This window comes from Devosia riboflavina, from assembly GCF_000743575.1.
In the GTDB taxonomy this organism is placed as follows: domain Bacteria; phylum Pseudomonadota; class Alphaproteobacteria; order Rhizobiales; family Devosiaceae; genus Devosia; species Devosia riboflavina.
Window position 1 is genome coordinate 173,804 of the sequence record NZ_JQGC01000009.1, and the last position, 20,894, is coordinate 194,697.

At 63.2% G+C, this 20,894-nt stretch carries 19 protein-coding genes; 6 read left to right on the forward strand and 13 right to left on the reverse strand.

Annotation, left to right across the window (positions count from 1 at the left end; genetic code table 11):
* The first annotated feature begins 10 nt into the window (after nucleotides 1-10).
* From JP75_RS11665 to JP75_RS11680, 4 genes are read left to right on the forward strand one after another with little or no spacing between them, the layout of a single operon-like run.
* Nucleotides 11-1,786 carry an ABC transporter ATP-binding protein/permease gene (locus tag JP75_RS11665; RefSeq protein ID WP_051960626.1) on the forward strand — a complete coding sequence of 592 codons (1,776 nt, stop codon included), beginning with the start codon at nucleotides 11-13 and terminating at the stop codon, nucleotides 1,784-1,786.
* Entirely contained in the window at nucleotides 1,783-2,469 is a 687-nt protein-coding gene (locus JP75_RS11670; protein ID WP_035082957.1) for a hypothetical protein, read from the forward strand. The genes JP75_RS11665 and JP75_RS11670 overlap by 4 nt, the downstream gene beginning before the upstream one ends.
* Nucleotides 2,466-3,338 carry a ChaN family lipoprotein gene (locus JP75_RS11675; protein WP_035082960.1) on the forward strand — a complete coding sequence of 291 codons (873 nt, stop codon included), beginning with the start codon at nucleotides 2,466-2,468 and terminating at the stop codon, nucleotides 3,336-3,338. The genes JP75_RS11670 and JP75_RS11675 overlap by 4 nt, the downstream gene beginning before the upstream one ends.
* On the forward strand, nucleotides 3,331-3,867 hold the full coding sequence (locus tag JP75_RS11680; protein WP_035082963.1) for an invasion associated locus B family protein: 537 nt from the start codon (nucleotides 3,331-3,333) through the stop codon (nucleotides 3,865-3,867). The genes JP75_RS11675 and JP75_RS11680 overlap by 8 nt, the downstream gene beginning before the upstream one ends.
* 206 nt (nucleotides 3,868-4,073) lie before the next feature.
* Here the strand turns inward: JP75_RS11680 and JP75_RS11685 are convergent, their stop codons facing one another.
* From JP75_RS11685 to JP75_RS11695, 3 genes are all read right to left on the reverse strand, one after another.
* Nucleotides 4,074-4,820 (reverse strand): SDR family oxidoreductase, encoded by a 747-nt coding sequence (locus JP75_RS11685; RefSeq protein ID WP_035082965.1) that lies wholly within the window; start codon nucleotides 4,818-4,820, stop codon nucleotides 4,074-4,076.
* 40 nt (nucleotides 4,821-4,860) lie between these two features.
* Nucleotides 4,861-5,817, reverse strand: coding sequence for an alpha/beta hydrolase (locus tag JP75_RS11690; RefSeq protein ID WP_035082967.1), 957 nt, complete (start codon nucleotides 5,815-5,817; stop codon nucleotides 4,861-4,863).
* A gap of 69 nt (nucleotides 5,818-5,886) precedes the next feature.
* Nucleotides 5,887-6,195 carry a putative quinol monooxygenase gene (locus tag JP75_RS11695; protein WP_035082970.1) on the reverse strand — a complete coding sequence of 103 codons (309 nt, stop codon included), beginning with the start codon at nucleotides 6,193-6,195 and terminating at the stop codon, nucleotides 5,887-5,889.
* 184 nt (nucleotides 6,196-6,379) lie between these two features.
* On the opposite strand from JP75_RS11695, the gene JP75_RS11700 reads away from it, so the two are divergent.
* Nucleotides 6,380-7,282 (forward strand): AraC family transcriptional regulator, encoded by a 903-nt coding sequence (locus tag JP75_RS11700; RefSeq protein ID WP_035082972.1) that lies wholly within the window; start codon nucleotides 6,380-6,382, stop codon nucleotides 7,280-7,282.
* On the opposite strand, the gene coaBC is transcribed toward JP75_RS11700, so the two are convergent.
* From coaBC to JP75_RS11715, 3 genes are read right to left on the reverse strand one after another with little or no spacing between them, the layout of a single operon-like run.
* The gene (coaBC, locus tag JP75_RS11705) at nucleotides 7,265-8,509 is read right to left on the reverse strand and encodes a bifunctional phosphopantothenoylcysteine decarboxylase/phosphopantothenate--cysteine ligase CoaBC (protein ID WP_035082974.1); all 1,245 of its coding nucleotides are present in this window, start codon (nucleotides 8,507-8,509) and stop codon (nucleotides 7,265-7,267) included. The genes JP75_RS11700 and coaBC overlap by 18 nt on opposite strands.
* Nucleotides 8,502-9,284 (reverse strand): type III pantothenate kinase, encoded by a 783-nt coding sequence (locus JP75_RS11710; RefSeq protein WP_035082977.1) that lies wholly within the window; start codon nucleotides 9,282-9,284, stop codon nucleotides 8,502-8,504. The genes coaBC and JP75_RS11710 overlap by 8 nt, the downstream gene beginning before the upstream one ends.
* Nucleotides 9,285-9,307: 23 nt before the next feature.
* Nucleotides 9,308-9,982, reverse strand: a complete 675-nt coding sequence (locus JP75_RS11715) for a glutathione S-transferase family protein (RefSeq protein WP_035082979.1) — start codon at nucleotides 9,980-9,982, stop codon at nucleotides 9,308-9,310.
* Nucleotides 9,983-10,268: 286 nt separating this feature from the next.
* Here JP75_RS11715 and JP75_RS25295 point away from each other — a divergent pair, with 286 nt between their 5' ends.
* Nucleotides 10,269-12,662 (forward strand): methyl-accepting chemotaxis protein, encoded by a 2,394-nt coding sequence (locus JP75_RS25295; RefSeq protein ID WP_152565819.1) that lies wholly within the window; start codon nucleotides 10,269-10,271, stop codon nucleotides 12,660-12,662.
* 42 nt (nucleotides 12,663-12,704) lie between these two features.
* Here the strand turns inward: JP75_RS25295 and JP75_RS11725 are convergent, their stop codons facing one another.
* From JP75_RS11725 to JP75_RS11755, 7 genes are all read right to left on the reverse strand, one after another.
* On the reverse strand, nucleotides 12,705-12,917 hold the full coding sequence (locus tag JP75_RS11725) for a hypothetical protein (RefSeq protein WP_035082982.1): 213 nt from the start codon (nucleotides 12,915-12,917) through the stop codon (nucleotides 12,705-12,707).
* Nucleotides 12,918-12,979: 62 nt separating this feature from the next.
* Entirely contained in the window at nucleotides 12,980-14,332 is a 1,353-nt protein-coding gene (guaD, locus tag JP75_RS11730) for a guanine deaminase (RefSeq protein ID WP_035082986.1), read from the reverse strand.
* A 2-nt stretch (nucleotides 14,333-14,334) separates the two neighbouring features.
* Nucleotides 14,335-16,197 (reverse strand): adenine deaminase, encoded by a 1,863-nt coding sequence (locus tag JP75_RS11735; RefSeq protein ID WP_035082989.1) that lies wholly within the window; start codon nucleotides 16,195-16,197, stop codon nucleotides 14,335-14,337.
* The gene (locus JP75_RS11740) at nucleotides 16,194-17,144 is read right to left on the reverse strand and encodes an ABC transporter permease (protein WP_035082991.1); all 951 of its coding nucleotides are present in this window, start codon (nucleotides 17,142-17,144) and stop codon (nucleotides 16,194-16,196) included. The genes JP75_RS11735 and JP75_RS11740 overlap by 4 nt, the downstream gene beginning before the upstream one ends.
* Complete coding sequence (locus JP75_RS11745; protein ID WP_051960628.1) at nucleotides 17,141-18,238, reverse strand: ABC transporter permease; 1,098 nt, start codon at nucleotides 18,236-18,238, stop codon at nucleotides 17,141-17,143. Before JP75_RS11745 ends, JP75_RS11740 begins: the two co-directional genes overlap by 4 nt.
* Nucleotides 18,235-19,779 carry an ABC transporter ATP-binding protein gene (locus tag JP75_RS11750; protein ID WP_035082994.1) on the reverse strand — a complete coding sequence of 515 codons (1,545 nt, stop codon included), beginning with the start codon at nucleotides 19,777-19,779 and terminating at the stop codon, nucleotides 18,235-18,237. The genes JP75_RS11745 and JP75_RS11750 overlap by 4 nt, the downstream gene beginning before the upstream one ends.
* 58 nt (nucleotides 19,780-19,837) lie before the next feature.
* Nucleotides 19,838-20,887 (reverse strand): BMP family lipoprotein, encoded by a 1,050-nt coding sequence (locus JP75_RS11755; protein WP_084587634.1) that lies wholly within the window; start codon nucleotides 20,885-20,887, stop codon nucleotides 19,838-19,840.
* Nucleotides 20,888-20,894: the final 7 nt, after the last annotated feature.

A 20,894-nucleotide genomic window follows, 5' to 3' on the forward strand; every position in this document is an offset into this window, starting at 1 on the left:
GGAGCAGACGATGTCACGAATTTTCGCCCAGTTCTGGCGCCTCATGCAGCTTTGCCTTGCCGGGCTAGGCGGGAAATGGAGCATTGCGCTCTTTGCCCTCATCGTCGCGCTCGACCTGGGCGGGGTCTATGCCACTATTCTGATCGTCAGTTGGACCGGCGCCTTTTATGGCGCGCTCGAAGCCATGGATGGCGCCGAGGCGGTTCGGCAGGTCGGGATTTTCGGGATGATCGTGGCGGGCAATTCGGCCCGGCATCTCATTGGCCAATTGATGAGGAAGCGCCTCGAAATGCTCTGGCGCGGTCGCCTGACCGCGGGCGCGCTCGATATCTGGCTTTCCAACAAGGCCTATTGGCATATGGCCAATGCCACATTCGCGCATTGGGGCGACACGTCAGGAGGCCCGAAAGGCTATGCCGTCGACAATCCCGACCAGCGCATCGCCGACGATTGCCGGATTTTCATCACTGCGCTCCTCGGCGAAGTGCTCGATATGATCAGCCGCATTGTCGGACTCTTCTCCTATATCGCGCTCCTCTGGAGCCTCACCAATTTTCCGCTCTCGCTCGCGCCCATCGGCATCAATATCGAGATTCCGAACTATATGATCTGGGCCGCCTTCATCTATGTAGCGCTGGCGAGCCTGCTTACGCACGCCCTCGGCTATCCGCTCAAGGGCCTCGTGGTGGAGCAGCAGCGGCGCGAGGCCAATTTCCGTTTCGCGCTGGCGCGGCTGCGTTCGAGCTATGACGAAGTGGCGATGAGCAATGGCGAACACGCCGAGCGCGGCATCTTCGATACGCGTTTTAGTGCCATTGTCAGCAACTGGAAGAAATTGGTGAACCGCGAGCTGATCCTTGGCTGCTTCACCTATCCATTCAATCATTCGGTGCTGCGCATTCCGCTCTTTGTTGCCCTGCCCGGCTATCTCGCGGGCCACGTCGCCTTCGGTGGCTTGATGCAACTCAGCACCGCCTTTTCCAGCGTCGTCACCAGCCTGTCCTGGTTCATCTTTTCCTATCGCGACCTTGCCGACCTTGTTGCCGCTTCGTCGCGCCTCGACAATTTCCTCGAAGCGGCCAAGGCGGCAGGTGCGACCGGGCGCGGTATCGAGCATGAGACCGCCCCGGGCCCAGTCCTATCCCTGCGCGATGTCCGGGTGAATACGCCTGAAGCGCGGCCCCTACTCGACGTGCCTGTGCTGGATATCGAAGAGGGCGAGGCCGTGTGGCTGCGCGGCGCTTCAGGCCTGGGCAAGACGACGCTGATGAAGGCCCTGGCCGGTCTCTGGCCGCATGGAGCGGGCACCATATCTTCGCCCGAGGCGAGCATGGCCTTCCTGCCGCAGCGCCCCTATTTTCCCATCGGCACAGTGCGCGACGCCCTCGCCTATCCGCGCGCCGCCGGCGACTATTCGGCGGAAACCCTCGATGCCACGCTCGAAAAAGTCGGTCTCGGCCATATTGCCGGAGTGGAATTCGGTCGCTCGGACACGCGCACCGGCCACGGCCTTTCCGGTGGCGAACAGCAAAGACTGGCGCTCGCCCGCCTTCTCCTGTTGCAGCCGCAATGGGCTCTCCTCGACGAGCCGGCTTCGGCGCTGGACCCGGCAGCAGAGGCAGAGCTCTTTGCCTTGCTGCGTCGCGAATTGCCGGAGACCACCTTCATCATCGTCGCCCATCGCCAGCCGCAGGGGCTTGGCGAGGTCCGCGTCGTGGATCTCGGCCCGGCCGTGGTTTCCACTCCTTCCGTTCTTCCTCAACTGCCAGACACTGTGCCAGCATGACCACCAATCGCCGCGAAATCCTGCCCGTTCCACCCGCTTCGGTCATCCGCAAGCTCCCTGCCATGGGCGATCTGATGATCACCGCCAAGCGGAACGGCGCTACGCATGAACGTATCGGCACCGTCGAGACAGTCAGCATCGAGGATGGCTGGCTTGTCTGTGGCGGGGCGGCTCACAATAGCCGCATCGACCCGACCCTGATTACCTCCGTCATTATCGACCGCACCTCGGTGATGCAGGAAAAGGTCTATCCGCGCATCGATTTCCGCCGCGGCGAAGAGGTTCTATTCAGCGTCGTCGGCTTTGCCGGCCTTGAGCCTTTCGATGCGGCACTGGCCGAATTCGGCCCCGGCGAGGTTTTGCCCGAGGAGCCGAAGGAGCCGCGCGCCAAGCGCGAGGAGGCAGTGCTCGACGATCCCGGCGCGGCCACATTGCAGGCGGCGCTTGAGGCGGGCACAACGGTGACCATTGGCCTTTGGCGCCGGGGCTTCGAGCAGGAATGGACCGGCGTCATCGAAAGCGTCAAACCGGCCATGGGCTTCATCAATGTCATGCGGCCCGATTTTCACCTGCATCTGCTGGGCGGCACGGTGGCCGGATGGAACGATGGCGCGGCCCTCGATGCCGATGGCAAGCCGACGGGTTTGTGGCTGGCGCAGGGGGAAAAGGCGGCTGTGGCATGACCGCCGTTCCGCACGAGCCGGGCCAATGGCTGGACGGCGCCTCTGGGGCGGCCTTGACCCATGGGGCGGTGCTGGCGCGCATGGCACATCGCCGCGTCGTACTCCTCGGGGAAACCCACGACCGTTTCGACATCCACCGCTGGCAATTGCATGTCTGTGCCGGGCTTTTGACCCAACGCAGCGACATCGCCCTCGGCTTTGAGATGTTTCCGCGCCGCTGCCAACCCGTTCTCGACCGCTGGGTGGCCGGTGAACTGAGCGTCACCGATTTTCTGGAAGCGGCCGAATGGGACACCGTCTGGCGGTTCGATCCCGAGCTCTATCTGCCGCTCTTCCAGTTCTGCCGACAGTTTCGCCTGCCCATGCTGGCGCTTAATTGCGAGCGACCACTGGTCACCCGTGTCGGCAAGGAGGGCTGGGACGCCATTCCAGAAGACGAACGCGATGGCCTGACGCCCGCCGTGCCGGCCAGCCTCGCCCATCGCCAATATCTCTTCGACATCACCGGCGGCGGCCGTTCCGACCGCCCCATCACCGGTGCCGCCGATCCGGGCTTTGATCGCTTTGTCCGCGCCCAGCAGACCTGGGACCGGGCCTTTGCCTGCAATATTGCCAAGGCGCTCGATGCTGGCATTGCCGGCCAGATCGTCGGCATTATCGGCCGCGGTCACATGGAATTCGGCCACGGCACGCCTTTCCAGTTGGCCCAACTCGGCGTCGATGACACGGCCATTCTGCTGCCGTCGGACGAGGCTGAATTCGGCTCGGACCGCAAGACTATCGGCGACGCCCTGTTTCGCTTGCCCGGACCGCCGGACCGCGCCGCCCCCAGAAAACCCCTCCCTATCGAGAAGACTGCCAATGCGTAATTCCCTCTTCCCCGCCCTCCTTGCGCTCGGCCTTATGCTGACGCCGGCCGCTGCCCAGGAGGCAGCGCCGAGTGCCGCCCTGCCCGGCGGCGCGCAATCGCTCAATGAAGAACATGGCGACTGGACAGTTTCCTGCCGCGTGGAACAGGCCGCAAAACTCTGCGTCATGTCGCAGACCTTGGCCGATAGCCAGAGTGGTCAGCCGGTGCTGTCGATCGAGCTCGCGACGCCCGCTGTGGACAAGGCCGAAGGCATGTTGCTGCTGCCTTTCGGGCTTCGCCTTGCCGATGGCGCAACCCTCAAGGTCGATGGAACAACTCTGGGTGGCAATTGGGCCTTTGTCACCTGCATCGCCACGGGCTGCCTCGTGCCCGTCACGTTCGACGCCAGCCAGGTCAGCACGCTACGCGCCGGCACGGAACTCGTCATCACCGCACTCGGCGCTGGTGGCGGCGAACCGGTTGACCTCAAGGTTTCGCTGACCGGCTTTGCCCGGGCCGCCAACCGCTCGGTCGAACTCAGCCTCTAAATACGAAATCTGGAAGCGACCCGAGAGGGCCGCTTCCAGATCGCGATTGTTGCAATGGGGTCGCTTCTAACCCCAGCGAACGCCGGAGCGCCGCGAGCTTGACGGCGCAAGGGACGCGGCTGCCAGCCGCGCCGCCAGGAGGTCAAATATGCGGCGGCCTTTGCGGACATGCCAGCGCAGGGTGGCCCGGACGATCTGGACCGTCGTCATCGCCCCGCCTCCCATAGCGCTACTGCATCGGGACCGGCGGGGTAGCGCAATTGTTCGGTGCCATCTGTAGCAGCGCGCCAGATCGCCTCGGCCACGTCGCTTTCGCTGGTGGTCATGGCTGGCTTGGCAAAGGCCGCAAAGATGGGGCCGGCAACTTCGGCATAGGCCGGGGGGATCAGGTCCGAGATCGGCAACTCGGTATTGGCGGCAAAGCGGGTGGTCGGCGCATAGCCCGGCTCCACCAGTTTGACGCGGACATTGAAGCTGCGAAGTTCTTCCGCCAGTGAGCCCGAAAAGCCTTCGATGGCCATTTTGGTCGCCGTATAGGCGGCAGCGAAGGGCGATGGCGCCAGGGTGACGCTGGAGGTGACGTTGATGATCGTCCCGCCACCATTTTCACGCATGCCGGCGAGAGCCGCCTGCACCATGGCCATGGTGCCAATTGTATTGGTTTCGAAGAGTTTTCGGACATGGTTCAGCGGCGAGGCCTCGAAGGCGCCGACCATGCCGATGCCGGCATTATTGACCAGAACATCGATCGGCCCGGCGGCATGGAGGCCGGCCGCGATGCTGTCGCTGTCGGTGACATCGAGGGGCAGGACACGGATGCGGTCGTCTGCCGGCAAGAGTTCGGGCTGCGGCCGGCGCATGGCGGCGATGACCTTCCAGCCCTGGCCATGAAAGTGGCGGGCCGTTTCGAGGCCGTAGCCCGAGGACGTGCCGGTGATGAGAATGGTGTTCATGATGATGGTCCTTTGTGTGCGGTGAGTGGGATGCAGCCGATCAGGCAGCGGCGTTGAGGAAGCGGCCGAGCCATGCCGTGCGGGCCTGGCGGGCGGCGGTGGAGAGGGGGGCGTCGGGGAACATTGCGTCGAAGCCGTGGAAGCCGCCGGCCCAGATATGCAGTTCGGCCTGGCCGCCCGCCGCCCAGATGCGGCTCGCATAGTCGGCGTTTTCGTCGCGAAAGACTTCCGCCGTACCCGCGTCGATATAGGCGGTCGGGAGGCCCGAAAGATCGCTTGCGCGCGCAGGAGAAATATAGGGCGACACTTCGGCTTCGCCGGCGCCGCCGAGGACCGATTTCCAGCCGAAGGCGTTCTTTTCCTGCGTCCAGACGCCGGGATCGCCAGCATATTGGCGGCTGGATGTGGTGTCGTTCCGGTGGTCCAGCATCGGGCAGATGAGGATTTGCGCGGCAATGGTGGGACCGTCGAGATCGCGGGCCATGAGGACCATACCTGCAGCGAGCCCGCCGCCGGCGCTGGCTCCGGCCACGATGATGCGGGCCGGATCGATCCCGAGGCCAGCAGCATGGGCCGCGACCCAGGTCAGCCCCCGATAGCAATCCTCGACGAGGGTGCTGCCGGAGACCTCGGGAGCCAGGCGGTAGTCCACCGTGACGACGACGGCGCCGAAGCGCTTGAGCCATTCGAGCGGAATATCGAGATTAGCGAAGCGATCGCCCATCACCATGCCGCCGCCATGCACCCAATAGATGCAGGGCGCGGCATCGGTATTGGCCCCGGCCTGGCGGAAGATGGACAGGGGCATGGCAAAGCCATCCGTGGTTTCGACCTCGACCTCGCGATGATCGAGCGAGCGGCCTTCGAGATAGGTTTCGACGGGGGTCCTATATTGCCGCATCTGCATCAGGATTTCGGCATCGAGCATAACGCCCAGCGGCATGCCGGCGAGCCGGGCAGCGAGGTCGGGGTCGAGAGCGGGACGTGGGAGAGACATGGTTTTTCCTTGCGTGGTTGAGCGCGAAAAAGGCGCGGCGATGTCTGGGTTTCTTTGGGCCCGAGGGTGTTAGCCGAGGGGGGCCTTGCCGCCGACCGGCACGGCATCGACATAGGTCGATTCACCGCCCACGAGTGGGGCGAAGCGGGCGGTATAGGTCCGGGCGATGTCGCTTTCGAAAAAGCGGCCATGTGCCTCACGGCTGGTCCAGCCTTCGGTCACAAAGACCAGATCAGGATTGCTTGCCGACCGGGCGACGAGAAAAACCAGGCAATCGTCGTGGTGGAGGGCTGGTGCTTCGAGCAGCAGAGCGACAAGGGCGTCGCCCTTGCCGGGCTGAGCGGGGATGGTGGCGTGAAAACCGTGATTGATGGTCATTGGAGGGTCCTTTGGGGTTGCAGCAGCACTGGCTGCCGGTGATCCCAATCAACCACCAGACCCGGTCGCAGCGTTAGTCGAGGACTCTTCAATACTTGCACAATTCTCCCACTAGAGAGAGAATTGTTGCACGGGGTGAACGGCGGGATTATCGCTCTGACATTGAGAAAGCCGAGGTCGTGCCATGCTGATCGACGAACTGCGCGACCTGATCGAGCGCCATGCGCGAGAAGATGGGACTACCCCTATCGATGGTGTCATGGTCGCGAGGCACGATATCTCGGCGCCGGAACATTCCATGTCCGGGTCGGTCATGGCGCTGATCGCCCAGGGGGTGAAACGCCTGGCTTTGGGGGACCGCGTCTATGAATATGGCGCGGGTCAGTTTCTTGTTTCTTCGCTCGACATGCCCGTATCGGGCCAATTCGTCGGGGCCAGCAGCGCGGAACCGGCGCTGGGTTTTGGCCTGATATTGCATCCACCCAGCATTGCCGACCTGCTGTTGCGATCAGGCGCTTCGATGGCGCGGGGCGCTCGCGGCGCAGCCCCTTCGGCGATGGCTGTCAGCGATGCACCGCAACAACTGGTCGAGGCCGTCGTTCGACTATTGCGCTTGCTCGATTCTCCACGCGACCTGCCAGTGCTCGCGCCGCTCATCAAACAGGAAATCCTGTGGTGGCTGATCGTGGGCGAACAGGGGGCGGCGGTGCGCCATCTTGGCCTCGCAGACAGCAATCTCAGCCACATTGCGAGAGCGGTTAGCTGGATCCGCGAGCACTATGCGCGGCCCTTCCGCGTGGAGGATGTCGCTGAAATCTCGGGCATGAGTGCCTCCGCCTTTTACCGCCATTTTCAGGCCGTTACCGCCATGAGCCCGATCCAGTTCCAAAAACAAATCAGGTTGCAGGAGGCCCGCTTGAAGCTGGCGTCCGGGCGCCATGACGTGACCGGCGTCGGCTATAGCGTCGGCTATGACAGCCCCGCCCAATTCAGCCGCGAATATCGCCGCCAGTTCGGCACGCCCCCGAGTCAGGACAGCGCCCGGCTGCGCCAATTGCCGGACGCGAAGCTATCGGCTCTGGTTTGACGCCAATCTGGTTTCGGCAACCACGTCCCAGATGGCTTCGGCCAACGCGGCTTTGCTCATCACCGCAAAGTCGCGCGGGGCGGCGTCGCGGGCGAGGAGCGTGCCGCCATTGGTGCCGACCTGAAAACCGGTCGCGCTGGTTTCGCCGATCCGGGCCACGGGATTGGCAAAGAGGAAATCGAGGCCCTTGCGATCGAGCTTGAGCTGGCCGTTTTCGACGACATCGTCGGTTTCGGCGGCAAAGCCGAGGAACCACTGGTCGCTGGCTGCCTCACGGAGCGAACCGAGCACGTCGACGGATGGGACGAGGTCGAGCGTGGTGGCTGCGTTGGCGCGCTTGAGCTTTTTGGCCGAGGGCTCGGCCACGCGATAATCCATGACGGCGGCCGTGGCGATGACGCCATTGGCTTCGGGCAGGATTTTGAGGGCGGCGGCGGCCATTTCCTCGGCGGTGCGGACTTCTACCACGGAGAGCCGCGAACTGGCGTCGGCCGATGCGACCGGGCGAATGACGCCCTTGTCGATGCCGAGCACCATGCTGACGCGGGCGCCGCGGCGCAGCGCTGCCTCGGCCATGGCTGCGCCCATGCGACCGGTCGAATGATTGGTGATGTAGCGTACCGCATCGATCGGCGTGGTGGTCGGGCCAGAGGTGATGAGGACGTGGACGTCGACCAAGTCCTGAGTGGTGCTTTCGGTCAACTGCGTGTTGATCGCTTGTACGATGCTGTCGACGCTGGCCAATTTGCCGACACCCACTTCGCCACAGGCCAGAATGCCGGAGGCGGGATCGACGAAGCGCGCGCCGGCATCGGCGAGGCTGCGCAGGTGGGACTGGGTGACGGGTTTGTTCCACATCACCGTGTTCATGGCCGGGGCGATGAGCAGTGGCGCTTCAGTCGCCAGCGCGACGGTGGTGAGGAGATCGTCGGCCAGGCCCAGAGCGAGCTTGGCGAGCGTATTGGCGCTGGCTGGGGCGACGACGAAAAGGTCGGCCCAGCGCGCGAGGTCGATGTGCTCGGTGCCGGAGATGTCGGCGCCGAAAATGGCGGAGCGGACGGGATTGCCGCTCAGGGTTTCGAGCACCAGCGGGGTGACGAACTGGGTGGCGCTTTCGGTGAGGATGCAGCGGACGCGATGACCTTGCTTGGTCAATTGCGAGACGACATCGGCCATCTTGTAGGCAGCGATGCTGCCGGTGATGCCGATCAGGATATTGCTAGCCATTGAGCAACCCATAGCGGAAGAGGCCCAGAAGCGTCAGGTCGGGCTGGATATCGAAGCGAGGCGAGAGGGTGATGAGGCGGGTGCAGCCGCCCGTGGCGATGAGCTTGGCACCTTCGAGGCCGGAATCGCGGAGGAGGCGATCGGCGAGACCTTCGATAAGGGCCTCGTAGCCCTGCAGCACACCGCTCTGAATCTGCGTTTCGGTTGTGTTGCCGACGGCGCTTTGCGGCCGGATCAGTTCGACTGAGAAGAGCTTTGCCGCTCGGCTCTGGAGGGCCCGCCAACTGGTATCGAGCCCCGGCACGATGGCACCGCCAATATAGGCCGGGCGCGCGTCAACGAGACAGAAGGTGGTGGCCGTGCCGGCATCGACCAGGAGGAAAGGCGGCTCGGCAATGGTCAGGGCGCCGGCGACATTGGCAAGGCGGTCGGCGCCGAGCTGGTCGGGGAAAGGCAGGTCGAGCTCGAAATCGCGCTTGAGCTTTGAAGAGATCGAAATCACCTCGATGGGGCGCCTGCCACTGGCACAGGCGCCCCGCACGGTCTTTTCGAGAACCGGTACGACCGTCGAGAGGATCGCACGCTCTGCGACTTCCCAGATGCTGTCTTCAAGATGCTCGGCAAAGAGCTGGTTGAGATGGACGCGATATTCGTCGGCTGTGGCCAGCGGGTCGGTGCGGAAGCGGACCTCGGCCACCACTTTGCCAACTTCGCTGAACAGGCCCGCCACGGTGTGGGTATTGCCGATGTCGAGCAGCAGCCAATATTGCGTCATCTGAACCAGTCTTTCGGCCTCGCCTATGCTGCGGTCTTCAGAACATGGGCGTCGTTGTTTCGCAAGCGGTGCAAATAGAGTTCGACGAAATCGGCAGGCGCTGCTTCCCGGACGCTCGGGCGAGCGGCAAGGCTTTTCCGCCAGGCGTCGACCTTGGGCAGATCGGCGGTGAGGCCTGTCGTCACAATGGTTTCGAGCGCATCGAGCTGGCGGAAGGCCGGGGCAAAAACGGCATCCACCAGGCTGAACTGGCTGCCGGCAAAGAATGGGCCGGCAATAGTATCTTCAAGGCGGCGGAATTTTACCGCCAGGGCCTGGCTGGCGCTGTCGAGTTCGCCCTGATCCTTGGCGGCGCTCACGCGCCAGAGATCGCCCAAGACCTGCGAGCCGAATTCTATCCAGGAGCGGTGCTGCGCACGTTCAAGCGCGTCGCTCGGATGGAGCCGCTTTTCGGTGATGGTATCCTCGAGATATTCGAGGATGACGGCGCTTTCGAAGACGATGGCCGGCTCGTGGCCGTCGCGCTCGACCTTCAGGACCGGCACCTTGCCAAGCGGCGAGATGGCCAGGAACCAGTCGGGCTTGTTGGCGAGGTCGATATAGACGACGTCGAAGGGGACGCCCTTTTCCTTAAGCGCGATGACAGCACGCTGCACATAGGGGCAGGTGGGGAAGCTGATGAGAGTGAGCTTGGACATGGATACTTCTATTTCTGGCGACCGGGAGGGGTCGAGGCAAAGGCAGGATGCGCCAGCATAACCGGTCGGGCCGATGGAGGCGAGAAAGCCAGTGCCCCGAGAATTGCGTGACGGGCAATGAAACAACAAAGTCGGGCCGGTATGGGCAAAACCGTCTCCACTTGTCCCGAGATCGGACCGGTCTTCGCGGCTTGTTAAAGTTAACGGGAAATAGACCGAAACCCGCACATAATCGGCTCCAACGCTGGCGCCCAGAAGGATCTCGGCTGGCGTCTGGGAGGAAGAAGTGCGTCTTAATTCTCTACCGGTCAGGGTTTCCCTGTTCGCGGGTCTTGTCATTGCCTTGGTCTTTTGCGTCGGGATGACTTTCCTGGTGCAGCGTATCGGTAGCTCGGTGGAGCAGCAGACAACGGAACTGCAGGCCGAAACGACGCGGTCGCTCGCCGAAAAAGTCTCCCGCGATCTCGCGCTTGCCAAGCAAGCGGCCGCCGATATCGGCAGCGCCACGGCGGCGATGCGGACGGCAGGGGTCATCGACCGCGCCAGCTATGACAAGGTGCTTGAGACTGTTCTGGCCGAAAATCCGCAATTGCTCGCGACCTGGGCGGCATGGGCGCCCAATGCGCTTGATGGCAAGGACGCCGAATTTGCCGGCGTGGCGCCATGGGACGCTACCGGACGCTACGTGCCCTATTGGCAGCGCGGCGGCGGGCCTATCGTGCAGGAAATGCTGCTCGACTATGACACGCCCGGTGTTGGCGACTATGCGCTGTTGCCCAAGAACCTCGACCGGGCCGTGGCCATCGAACCCTATCCCTATGTGGTCAGCGGCAAGGAAGTGCTGATCACCTCGTTCGGCCTGCCGATCAAGGTTGGCGGCGCCTATGTCGGCACGGCCGGTATCGACCTGTCGCTGGGCGCCATTAATGACGAACTGGCGGCGCTGCGGCCGTTCGAAACCGGCAATGTGGCGCTGATTTCGGCGACCGGCATCGTCATTGCCCATCCCGATGCGAGCCTGGTCGGCACGACGCTGGCGGCGGACGCTGAACTGGCGCAGGTTGCGACGGCTGCAAGCAAGAGCGACAGCTATGTCGAAGCGGACGCTGCAGGCCCGGACGGCGCGCCCTGGCGCTACATGGCCATCAGCTTTGAGGCGGGCGGCACACAGGACCGCTGGAGCGTCGTTTCCATGGTGCCGCAGGCGACACTTGGCGCCGCCGTTTCGGAGGCGCGCTGGACCATCATCGCGCTTTCGGCGATCTGCGTTGCGGCGGCTGTCGGCATCGTCTTCGTGCTGATGCTGTGGCTCGTGGGCCGGCCGCTGAAGCAGCTTGGTACGACTGTCGAAACCATGGCCGATGGCAATTACGACCTGACCGTGCCCTTCATGACGCGGCAGGACGAAATCGGCACGCTGTCGCGATCGGTAGAGGTATTCCGCGACAATGGCATCAAGGTTGCGCAGATGACTGAGGCGGAAGCGGCCCGGATCATTCGGGATCGCGATGCGCGGGCGCAGATGATGACCGAACTGCAATCGGCCTTCGGCAATGTGGTGGATGCCGCCATCGACGGCGATTTCTCGCGCCGGGTGGAGACGGAATTCCCCGACGAGGAACTCAATTCGCTGGCGGCGGGCATCAACAAGCTTGTCGGCACTGTAGAGGGTGGTCTCGACGAGACCGGCCAAGTGCTGGCAGCGCTTGCCGATACCGATCTTACCCAGCGCATTCATGGCGATTATCGCGGCGCCTTTGCCAAGCTGAAGTCAGACACCAATGCCGTGGCCGATCGCCTCTCTGACGTCGTTGGGCAGTTGCGTGGCACATCGCGCGCACTCCGCACGGCAACGGCGGAAATTCTCTCCGGGGCCAATGATCTCAGCGATCGCACCACCAAGCAGGCGGCGACGATCGAGGAGACCTCGGCGGCCATGGAGCAGTTGGCGCGCACGGTGATCGACAATGCCGGGCAGGCGGAGGTTGCTTCGCACAAGGCCGACGAAGTTTCGCGCTCGGCCGAAGAGGGCGGCAGCCTGATGGAAGAGGCCAATGGCGCCATGGAGCGGATCACCCAGTCTTCGGCCAAGATTTCCAACATCATCGGCATGATCGACGACATTGCCTTCCAGACCAACCTCTTGGCCCTCAACGCCTCGGTCGAAGCGGCGCGGGCTGGCGAGGCGGGCAAGGGTTTTGCCGTGGTGGCCGTCGAAGTGCGGCGCCTCGCGCAATCGGCGGCGCAGGCTTCGTCCGACGTGAAACAGCTAATCGAGCAGAGCAGTGGCGAGGTTTCCGTGGGTTCGCGGCTCGTCGCCAATGCGGCCAATCGGTTGCTGACCATGCTGGAGGCGGTGCGCGAAAACAACGAACTGCTCGGCGGCATTGCCCGCGGCAGTCGCGAACAGGCCTCGGCCATCGAGGAAGTGACCACCGCCGTGCGGCAGATGGACGAGATGACCCAGCATAACGCCGCGCTCGTGGAAGAGATCAATGCCTCGATCGAGCAGACCGAGGCGCAGGCGACCGAACTCGATCGCGTCGTCGATGTCTTCCGGCTGGCCGATAGCGGTTCGCGCAGTGCTGCGCCGGAACGTCGGGCTGCACCGAAAAGACCCGCGCCGGTCTATCGCAGTCAGGGCAACGCGGCTATCGCTCAGGACTGGTCCGAGTTCTAAGACTGAATCAAAGTCATTGCCCGGCACGTCCGGGCAATGACGCTACCACCTGAGGCCGGATGGGCTTGGGCGCTTGAAATGGTCGGTGAGCGCAATCAGCACGACCATGTGCAGGCGCTCTTTCGAGCCCGGATCCTTGAGGCATTTGACGCGGGATGACACGGTGAATTTGAGGCCATTGCGCAGCCCGGTTGCCGTATAGGAGAGCAATTGGGCGGCAGCGTCATAACTGGCCGCTACGACCTTGAACTCCATCGTCGCATCGCCTTTCCATCAACTCGCCCCCTATCCATAATGGACCCGAGCGGCTGACATCTTCAAGGGGTGCGTTCGATACCGTCCACCCAGACGGCGGCGATATTGGCGCGCGTTGTGCCGTAGATCAGCTTTTCAAAAATGGCGGTTGGATCGGTTTCGCCGAAGAGGCGAATGGCGCCAGCTCGCGCATTCGTGTCCACGGCGAGGGCGTCGAAACGATAGCCGGGCGCGATTATGCCGATGGGCAGATCGAGCGCGACACCACCGCCAGCCGTGGCGAGATGGAAGGCGGTGATGAGGTCAATCGCCGAATTGGGGCGGCCGCGCTTTTCTGCCAGCAAGGCGGGGTCGGTGCCTTCGGCGAGCATGCGGGAGGACTGGACCGTGGTGCGGACGGCTTCGAACATGGAGGCGGAGGGGCCGCCGGATATGTCGGTGCCGAGGCCGACATGGACACCTTTTTCGAGCGCATGGCGCAGCGGGAAGACGGAATTGGCGAAGTAGATGTTCGAGAGGGCACAATGGCCCACCGCAGCGCCGCGGGAGGCGAGGCGGTCCATGTCCTCGTCGGTAAGAAAATTGGAATGAGCGAGGACGCTTTTTCGCGTCAGGAGGCCGAAGGAGTCCAGCGCGGCGGCGTCGGTGATGCCGAAACGGGAGAGGACGTGGCCGTGGGCCCAGTCGCTTTCCGAGCAATGGGTCTGAACGTGGCAGCCGCATTCCTGCGCCAGAGCGCCGAGGCCGGTGAGGGCTTCGTCAGTGCAGGAGGGGATGAAGCGAGGGGTTATCACTGGCAGGACGCGCCCTGCCCCGTTTTCAGGATGGGAGCGGATGTGGTCGATGACGGCGCGGGTTTCTGCCACCGCGGTTTCGGCGCTGTCGTCGCGGTAATATTCCGGGCAGGCGGCGGGATCATCCATGACGACTTTGCCGACGAGGGCGCGCTGGCCCTTTTCGATGCAGATATCGGCGAGGAGTTTGGTCGCCGCTTCGTGCTGTGTGGCGAAGTAGAGGGCCGTGGTGGTGCCGGTGCCCAGCAGATCGTCGACGAGGGCAGTGTAGCGCTCGCGGGCAAAGTCGAGGTCGGCGTAGCGGGCTTCGAGCGGGAACGTGTATTTTTGCAGCCAGACTTCCAGCGGCTCATCGAGGGCGAGGCCAAGCTGAGGGTATTGGGGCGCGTGGATGTGGAGATCGACTAGGCCGGGAAGGCCGTAGTGGCCGTCGGGGAGGCGATGGAGGCGATCGCCGAGTTCGGCTTCGACCAGCGTGCGCATGGAATCGCCGGCCGGGTGAATGTCGGTGATCACACCGTGCTCATCGACGCGGATGAGGACGTTTTCGAGCACCTCCAGTTTTTCGCGCGTCGGCGCGTGGAAGAAGGTGCCGATGATGCCAGCGCCGGAAATGTTCATATTCACCAGACGATCTTGTGCGCTTCGCCCGTTTGTACATTCACAAAACCCTCCGGGCAAAGCTCGGATGGGGCGACGAGCACCCAGCGCCAAGGGGAGCAGGTGAGCGTCGCAAAAATCAAAAATTCGGGGAAGCCGGGCTTCCAGCGGTTCATGGCGGCGGGGGCATAGACCCAGTCGACTTGCTCGGCGCGGGCGAGGAATTTCTTCATGTCGGCGTCGAAGACTTCGGCGGGGCGCGCGGTCATCAGGCCGGCGATTTCGAGGCGGACTTCGGCGACGACTTCGCCTTTGTGGACGAGGACCCAGCCGCCGTCGATTTCGGCAAGACGATTGACGGCCTTGGCCATGGCTGCGTCGGACGAGCCGATGCACCAGATATTGTGGCTGTCATGGGCGACCGAGCAGCAGAGGGCGGTGTCTGGGTCTGAGGGGCCTACGCCGCTCCAGAACATGGAAGCCACCGCGCCATCGCCGTGATAGCGATCGATCATCGACCATTTGGTGATGAGTTTTGCGGGGTCGCGCTGCACTTTGCCGTTTTCGACGGGGAGCGTTTCGATGGCGAAATCTTCGTTCCAAGCGAACGGGCGGGAGATGGCGGCCTGCATCGTAGTGCGGCCGGGTTCGGCTTTGATGGCAAAGTCTGACGCGGTCAGGATGCGGCCGATATTGACGGAGCCGCTGGCCCAAGCGGGCCAGTCGATGCGGGTCTTGGGACCGGTATAGGTCTTGCCATCTGAGACGAGTTGGCCATCGGAATAGACGTGGGCGATGTCGATGGTCTTGAGATCGCGCAGGAGAACTATGTCGGCATAGCGACCCGGGGTGATCGAGCCGACCCATTGGTCGATGCGCATGTGGCGCGCGGGATTGATCGTCGCGCACTGGATGGCGATCTCGGGCGAGAGGCCGTAGTGGATCGCGTGGCGCACATTGTGGTCGGTAGCGCCATCCCTAAGCGTATCGCTGGCACTCCGATCGTCCGTCGTGAAGGCGATGTTCGACCAGTCTTTCAGGCCCTTTTCGAGGAGGCCGGGAATTATGGCATCATAGGAGAAGGGACGCAGTTCGGTGAAAAGGCCGCGCAGCAGACGGTCCCAGGTCTCTTCCAGCGCCCAGACTTCGTGATCGGAGGAAAGGCCGGCGGCAGCGAAGGCGGAAATGTCGTGGAGGTCGGTGAGGCCATTGCCGTGGCCTTCGACGACACCGCGCATTTCAAAAGTGGCGCGGATCATGCCCCACATTCGGCTATAGCCCGGATTGGTCGGATCCCAGACGGAGGGCCAGTCCATGACTTCGTCGAGGCTGGTCACCGAGAGACGTTCGGAGAGGAATTGCTTTTGTTCGTCGTAGCCAAAGTAGCCGCCGGACTGTTCCCAGGGCGTGGGCGGCACGGCGGAGCCTGGCTGGATGAAAACCTTTAGGGGCGAACCGGCGCGGCGGGCCTTTTCCCAGAATTCGATGTTTTTCGGGCCATTGACGTTGGCGAATTCGTGGCTGGCTTCGCAGGTCCAGGTGTTGCCTCGCGGCAGGACCAATTCGGCTTCGAAGTCGGGCGTCAGGTGGGTGGATTCGATATGTTTGTGCACTTCGCCGAAACCAGGGACGGCGGAGAGATCGGGATAGGAAACGCGTTTGGCGATGGTGCCGCGATAGGAGCCGACGGGGCCGACATAGGCGATGCGGCGGCCGGAGACGATGACCTCTTGATTTTCCATCCACTCATTGGCGTGGACAGCGAGGAGGCGGCCGACCTCGATAGCGAGATCGGCGGGCTTTTTGCCTAGCGAAACGAGCAGTAAATGCTGACGGACTGTTACCTCTTGGGCAGCATCAAGGATCAAATCGTCAGGTTGCGTCATATCTTGGAAAGGGTCCGCATCTGCCGGGCACGCTGCGCACGGTAGGAAAAGAGGATGAGGGCGAGGACCGTCACCACGAAGGGGATGGTCTGGATCATCTCGCCGGGTATCCAGTTGAAGAGGTTGGGCATGACCACGGCCAGGGCCTCAAAAATGCCGAAGAGCAATGCCGCAAGCATGGCGCCAACCGGATGGCGGGCGCCGAGCAGCACGGCGCCAAGGGCGATGAAGCCGCGGCCGGCGGTCATATCACGGGTAAAGCCGATATAGTTGAACATGGCGAGTTGTGCGCCGCCGATGCCGGCCAGAGCACCTGATGCCACAAGACTCCAGGCACGGACCTTTGCGACGGGAATGCCGGCCGCTTCGGGCGCGGCAGGATATTCGCCGACGCCGCGGAGCCAGAGGCCATAGGGGGTGCGGAACAGGAAATACCAGACCGCAAAGACCATGAAGACGCCGAGCCAGGAGAGGATCGAATGGCCGGAGAGCAGGCTTTTGAGCGTCGGCCCCACGGCCGGGATGGCTTCGAGGAAAGAGAGGTCCACCGCCGGCACGGCTTTGGAAGGTAGATTGATGGAGGTGCCCTTGTCGCCTCCGGTGGCGCGCGAGAGGGCGAACACCGTGCCACCGGTCGCGAGGATGTTGACGGCGAAGCCGACGAGGATGATGTCGGCCTTGAGGCGGAGATGGAAGAAGGCCATCAGCGCGCCGAGCATGGCGCCCGCCGCGACGCCCGAAAGCACGGCGACATACCAGGGGGCATAGACCGAGACGATGACGGCGGTCAGCGCTGCGATCAGCATCATGCCTTCGAGCGCGACGTTGAGTGCGCCCGAAAGGTCGGAAATGAGGCCGCCAAGCGCTGCAAAGAGCAGCGGCGTTGTGGTGCGGACGACGGTGACGAAGAACGTGGCCGAAAAGACCGTGACGAGGAGTTCGATCATTGGGCGGCCTCCGGCGCTGCGGCGCTTGTCGGCTTCCTGCCGAAAAGTCCGGCAAAGAGCTTCTTGCCCGGCAGGGAGAAGGACGAGGCGACGAGCAGGATAATGATGGCCTGAACCACCGAGATCATTTCGGTGGGCACGTCAGTGCGTATGCCCATGAGCTGGGCGCCCTGGCGGAGATAGCCATAGGCCAAGGCAACGACGGGCACGGCGAGTGGCCGGGAGCGGGCGACGATGGCGATGAGAATGCCTTCGAAAGCGAGGTTGCCGTCGAAATTCTGCGCCAGATTGCCGAAGGCGCGGCCCTGCACGAAGACCGAGCCCAAGAGACCGCCAAAGGCGCCGGCGACGGTCATGGCCGAAACCATGATGAAGCTTGAGCGGATGCCGGCATATTCGGCGAATTTTGGATTATGCCCGACGAGGCGCAGTTTGAGGCCCCAACTGGTGCGATAGAGCAGGAACCAGACGGCAAAGGTAGCGACGAGGGCAATGATGATGCCGAGGTCGAAACGCGTGCCTGGCAGGATGGCCGGGAAGATCGCCGTATCGGGGAATTTTGCCGTCATCAACTGGCCGGTGCCGGCGGGCGCGAGATGGGCGCGGATGAGGTAGTTCACCACAAGAATGGCGATGTAGTTGAGCATGAGCGAGGAGACGATCTCGCTCGCGCCAAAGCGGGCTTTTGCGTAGCCCGGAATAAAGCCGTAGACGGCGCCGGCGCACATGGCGGCGAGCATGGCCACGGGAATGGCCAGGGGTGTCGCGCCGATGGGCGACATGGCGATGAGTGCGGCGAAGAGCCCGCCCATATAGACCTGGCCCTGCACGCCCATGGAGAATTGCCGGGCCTGAAAGACAAGGCTGAAAGCAAGGCCGGTAAGGGTCAATTTGGCAACGTCGTCGATCCAAAGGCCCATGGTGCGGTTGGACGAAAGCGGTGCCGTAAGCAGGGTCTGGAAGGCCGCGCCGGGATCGGCCGATGTAAGAAGGATGACGACGAGGGCGACGGCCAAGGCAATGACCAGCGCGGTCAGGGCGCGGCCAGTTTCGTTGCGAATGGTTTTCCAGCGGGAGGGAGAAGTGGTGCTCATTGGAGGGCTGCCCGCATGCTTTCGGGGTCCTGGCTCGAAAGGCCGAGCATATAGGTGCCCAGCGTTTCGGCGGTGAGATCATCGGAATTGACGAAGGCGGCAACGATCTTGCCGCGATAGAAGACGATGAGGCGATCGGAGAGCGCCAGGAGTTCGGAGAGGTCGGCAGAGCTCAGCAGCACCGCGGCGCCACCATCGCGGGCATCGGTAAGGGACTTCCAGATGAACTGGGTGGCGCCGAGATCGACGCCGCGGGTCGGCTGATTGACGAGGAGCAGTTTGGGTTGCTCCGAGAGTTCGCGGGCAACCACGACCTTCTGCATATTGCCGCCCGAAAGCGTGCCGGCAGCGTAGCCGGGTCCGCCGGAGCGAATGGAAAAACGCTCGATCAGCGAGAGGGCGTTAGCCTTGATGGCTTTCAGGTCGAGCAGGCCATTGCGCACGAAGCGCTTGTCGGCAAGGCGGGTGGCGACGAGGTTTTCGGCAATGGTTGAGCCAGTGGCGAGGCCACGGGCAATGCGGTCTTCGGGGATGCTGGCAAGGCCGAGTTCGCGGCGCTCAAGCACGCTTTTGGGCCCGAGGCTGGTGCCATTGAGATAGATGACGCCATCGGCGAGGGGGCGGAGGCCGGCAATGGCTTCGAGCAATTCGGCCTGGCCATTGCCCTCGACGCCAACGAGGCCGAGAATTTCGCCGGAGTGGACCTTGAGGTTGAGGTCCTGCGCAATGGTGACGCCACTTTCGGCGGTCAGTTTCAGCGCCTTGACCTCGCAGGCGAGCTCGCCGCGGCCCTTGGCGCGCTCGACGCGCAGGGCGATTTCGCGGCCAACCATCATGGTGGCGAGGCTCTCTTCGGTGACATCCCTGGCATTGACCGAGCCAACGGTCTTGCCGCCGCGCATGACGGTGATGCGGTCGGAAATTTCGAGGACTTCGGGGAGCTTGTGGGCGATGAAGATGACGGTGCGGCCCTGGGCGACCAGCGCGCGGACGGCGACAAAAAGCTCTTCGACCTCTTGCGGCGCGAGCACGGCCGTGGGTTCGTCGAGAATAAGAATGCGCGCGTCTCGATAAAGCGCCTTGAGGATTTCCACCCGCTGCTGCTGGCCGACAGGGAGTTGGCCAACCGGCGGCAGGGGATCGACCGCAAGGCGGAACTTTTCGGAGAGCGCGCGCACTTTTTCGATCGCCTCGCGGCGGTCGAACTTGATGCCGTTGCGCGGCTCGGAGCCGAGCACGACGTTTTCATAGACCGAGAAGGACGGGACCAACGAGAAATGCTGAAAGACCATGCCGATACCGTGGTCGATGGCTTCGCGCGGATTTGCAAAGCTGACGACTTTGCCGTCGAGGCGGATTTCGCCGCGATCGGGCTGTTCGATGCCGAACAGGATTTTCATCAGCGTGGATTTGCCGGCGCCGTTTTCGCCGACGACGGCATGCACCTCGCCCGCGGAAACGGAGAGATTGACGCCGTCATTGGCGACAGTGCCGCCGGGATAGGTCTTGCCGATGGAAATGGCTTCGAGCAGCGGCGCCATCGCGGGTCCCCGTAAAAACAAAGACCCCGCCCTTTTAGAAAAGGCGGGGTCTGAAGGCTTAGTTCATGGCGCTTTCGACGGTGATTTCGCCGGCGATGATCTTGGCTTCCTGAGCATCGACTTCGGCGCGCACTTCGGCGGGAACGAGCTTTTCATAAAAGCTGTTCTTGGAAATGCCCACGGCACCATCGGCAAGGCCGAGGATCAGGTTGGTGCCATAGGGGGCAGTGCCTTCGATGGTCTGCTGCAGGGCGGTGAAGAGCGAGTCGCCGACCTTCTTTTCGACCGAGGTGAAGATCACATCGGCCTGGGCCGGATCGGTCGGGGCGAAGATTGCAGCCTGGTCGCTATCGACGCCGACAGCCAGCTTGCCTTCGTCACGCGCGGCCTGCAGCGCGCCGATGCCGGTGCCGCCGGCAATCGGGAAGACGATATCGACGCCCTGGGCGAACTGGGCAAGCGCCAGTTCCTTGCCCTTGGCCGGATCGGTAAAGGAACCGGCGACGGCGCGGGTCACTTCCACATCCGGATTGGCAGCCTTGGCACCCTGTTCGAAGCCGAGGGCGAATTCGAGAATAGTCGCGCCTTCGACGCCGAGGATTTCGCCGATCTTGCCGGTCTTGGAGATTTTCGCGGCAGCATAGCCGGCCAGATAGCCAGCGGTCGAAACGCGATAATTGATGGCGAGGATATTGGAATTGGCGCCGCCGGTGAAATCGGGGGCATCATCGAAAATGATGAATTTGGTATCTGGATATTCCGGGGACAATTCGGCCATGAAGCCGGTCATTTCCCAGGTGCCGCCGATGACGACGTCATAACCCTGGTCGGTGGCATCGGCCAGGGCCGGCTGCCAGCGGCCGCGATCCATGCCGGCTTCGATGACCGTGACATCGACGGGAAGCTCCGCCTCGGCCCGGTCCAGACCCGCCGCGGCAGAGTCGAAGAAACTCTTGTCGCCGAGATTGCCGTGAACGACCAGGGCAACCTTGAGCGGGTTTTCCTTAGTATATTCCTGCGCCATGACGGCGCCGGCCGACACCGAGGCCAGAAGGCCGGCGGCGAAAAGGCCCGCAAAAGCGCGGCGGGTAAGTTTGGACTTGGACATTGACGGA

Excerpts from the sequence above, each read along its gene's own strand:
- JP75_RS11665 (WP_051960626.1), top strand. The coding sequence starts at position 11 with ATGTCACGAATTTTCGCCCAGTTCTGGCGCCTCATGCAGCTTTGCCTT.
- JP75_RS11670 (WP_035082957.1), top strand. The coding sequence starts at position 1,783 with ATGACCACCAATCGCCGCGAAATCCTGCCCGTTCCACCCGCTTCGGTC.
- JP75_RS11675 (WP_035082960.1), top strand. The coding sequence starts at position 2,466 with ATGACCGCCGTTCCGCACGAGCCGGGCCAATGGCTGGACGGCGCCTCT.
- JP75_RS11680 (WP_035082963.1), top strand. The coding sequence starts at position 3,331 with ATGCGTAATTCCCTCTTCCCCGCCCTCCTTGCGCTCGGCCTTATGCTG.
- JP75_RS11685 (WP_035082965.1), bottom strand. The coding sequence starts at position 4,820 with ATGAACACCATTCTCATCACCGGCACGTCCTCGGGCTACGGCCTCGAA.
- JP75_RS11690 (WP_035082967.1), bottom strand. The coding sequence starts at position 5,817 with ATGTCTCTCCCACGTCCCGCTCTCGACCCCGACCTCGCTGCCCGGCTC.
- JP75_RS11695 (WP_035082970.1), bottom strand. The coding sequence starts at position 6,195 with ATGACCATCAATCACGGTTTTCACGCCACCATCCCCGCTCAGCCCGGC.
- JP75_RS11700 (WP_035082972.1), top strand. The coding sequence starts at position 6,380 with ATGCTGATCGACGAACTGCGCGACCTGATCGAGCGCCATGCGCGAGAA.
- coaBC (WP_035082974.1), bottom strand. The coding sequence starts at position 8,509 with ATGGCTAGCAATATCCTGATCGGCATCACCGGCAGCATCGCTGCCTAC.
- JP75_RS11710 (WP_035082977.1), bottom strand. The coding sequence starts at position 9,284 with ATGACGCAATATTGGCTGCTGCTCGACATCGGCAATACCCACACCGTG.
- JP75_RS11715 (WP_035082979.1), bottom strand. The coding sequence starts at position 9,982 with ATGTCCAAGCTCACTCTCATCAGCTTCCCCACCTGCCCCTATGTGCAG.
- JP75_RS11725 (WP_035082982.1), bottom strand. The coding sequence starts at position 12,917 with ATGGAGTTCAAGGTCGTAGCGGCCAGTTATGACGCTGCCGCCCAATTG.
- guaD (WP_035082986.1), bottom strand. The coding sequence starts at position 14,332 with ATGAACATTTCCGGCGCTGGCATCATCGGCACCTTCTTCCACGCGCCG.
- JP75_RS11735 (WP_035082989.1), bottom strand. The coding sequence starts at position 16,197 with ATGACGCAACCTGACGATTTGATCCTTGATGCTGCCCAAGAGGTAACA.
- JP75_RS11740 (WP_035082991.1), bottom strand. The coding sequence starts at position 17,144 with ATGATCGAACTCCTCGTCACGGTCTTTTCGGCCACGTTCTTCGTCACC.
- JP75_RS11745 (WP_051960628.1), bottom strand. The coding sequence starts at position 18,238 with ATGAGCACCACTTCTCCCTCCCGCTGGAAAACCATTCGCAACGAAACT.
- JP75_RS11750 (WP_035082994.1), bottom strand. The coding sequence starts at position 19,779 with ATGGCGCCGCTGCTCGAAGCCATTTCCATCGGCAAGACCTATCCCGGC.
- JP75_RS11755 (WP_084587634.1), bottom strand. The coding sequence starts at position 20,887 with ATGTCCAAGTCCAAACTTACCCGCCGCGCTTTTGCGGGCCTTTTCGCC.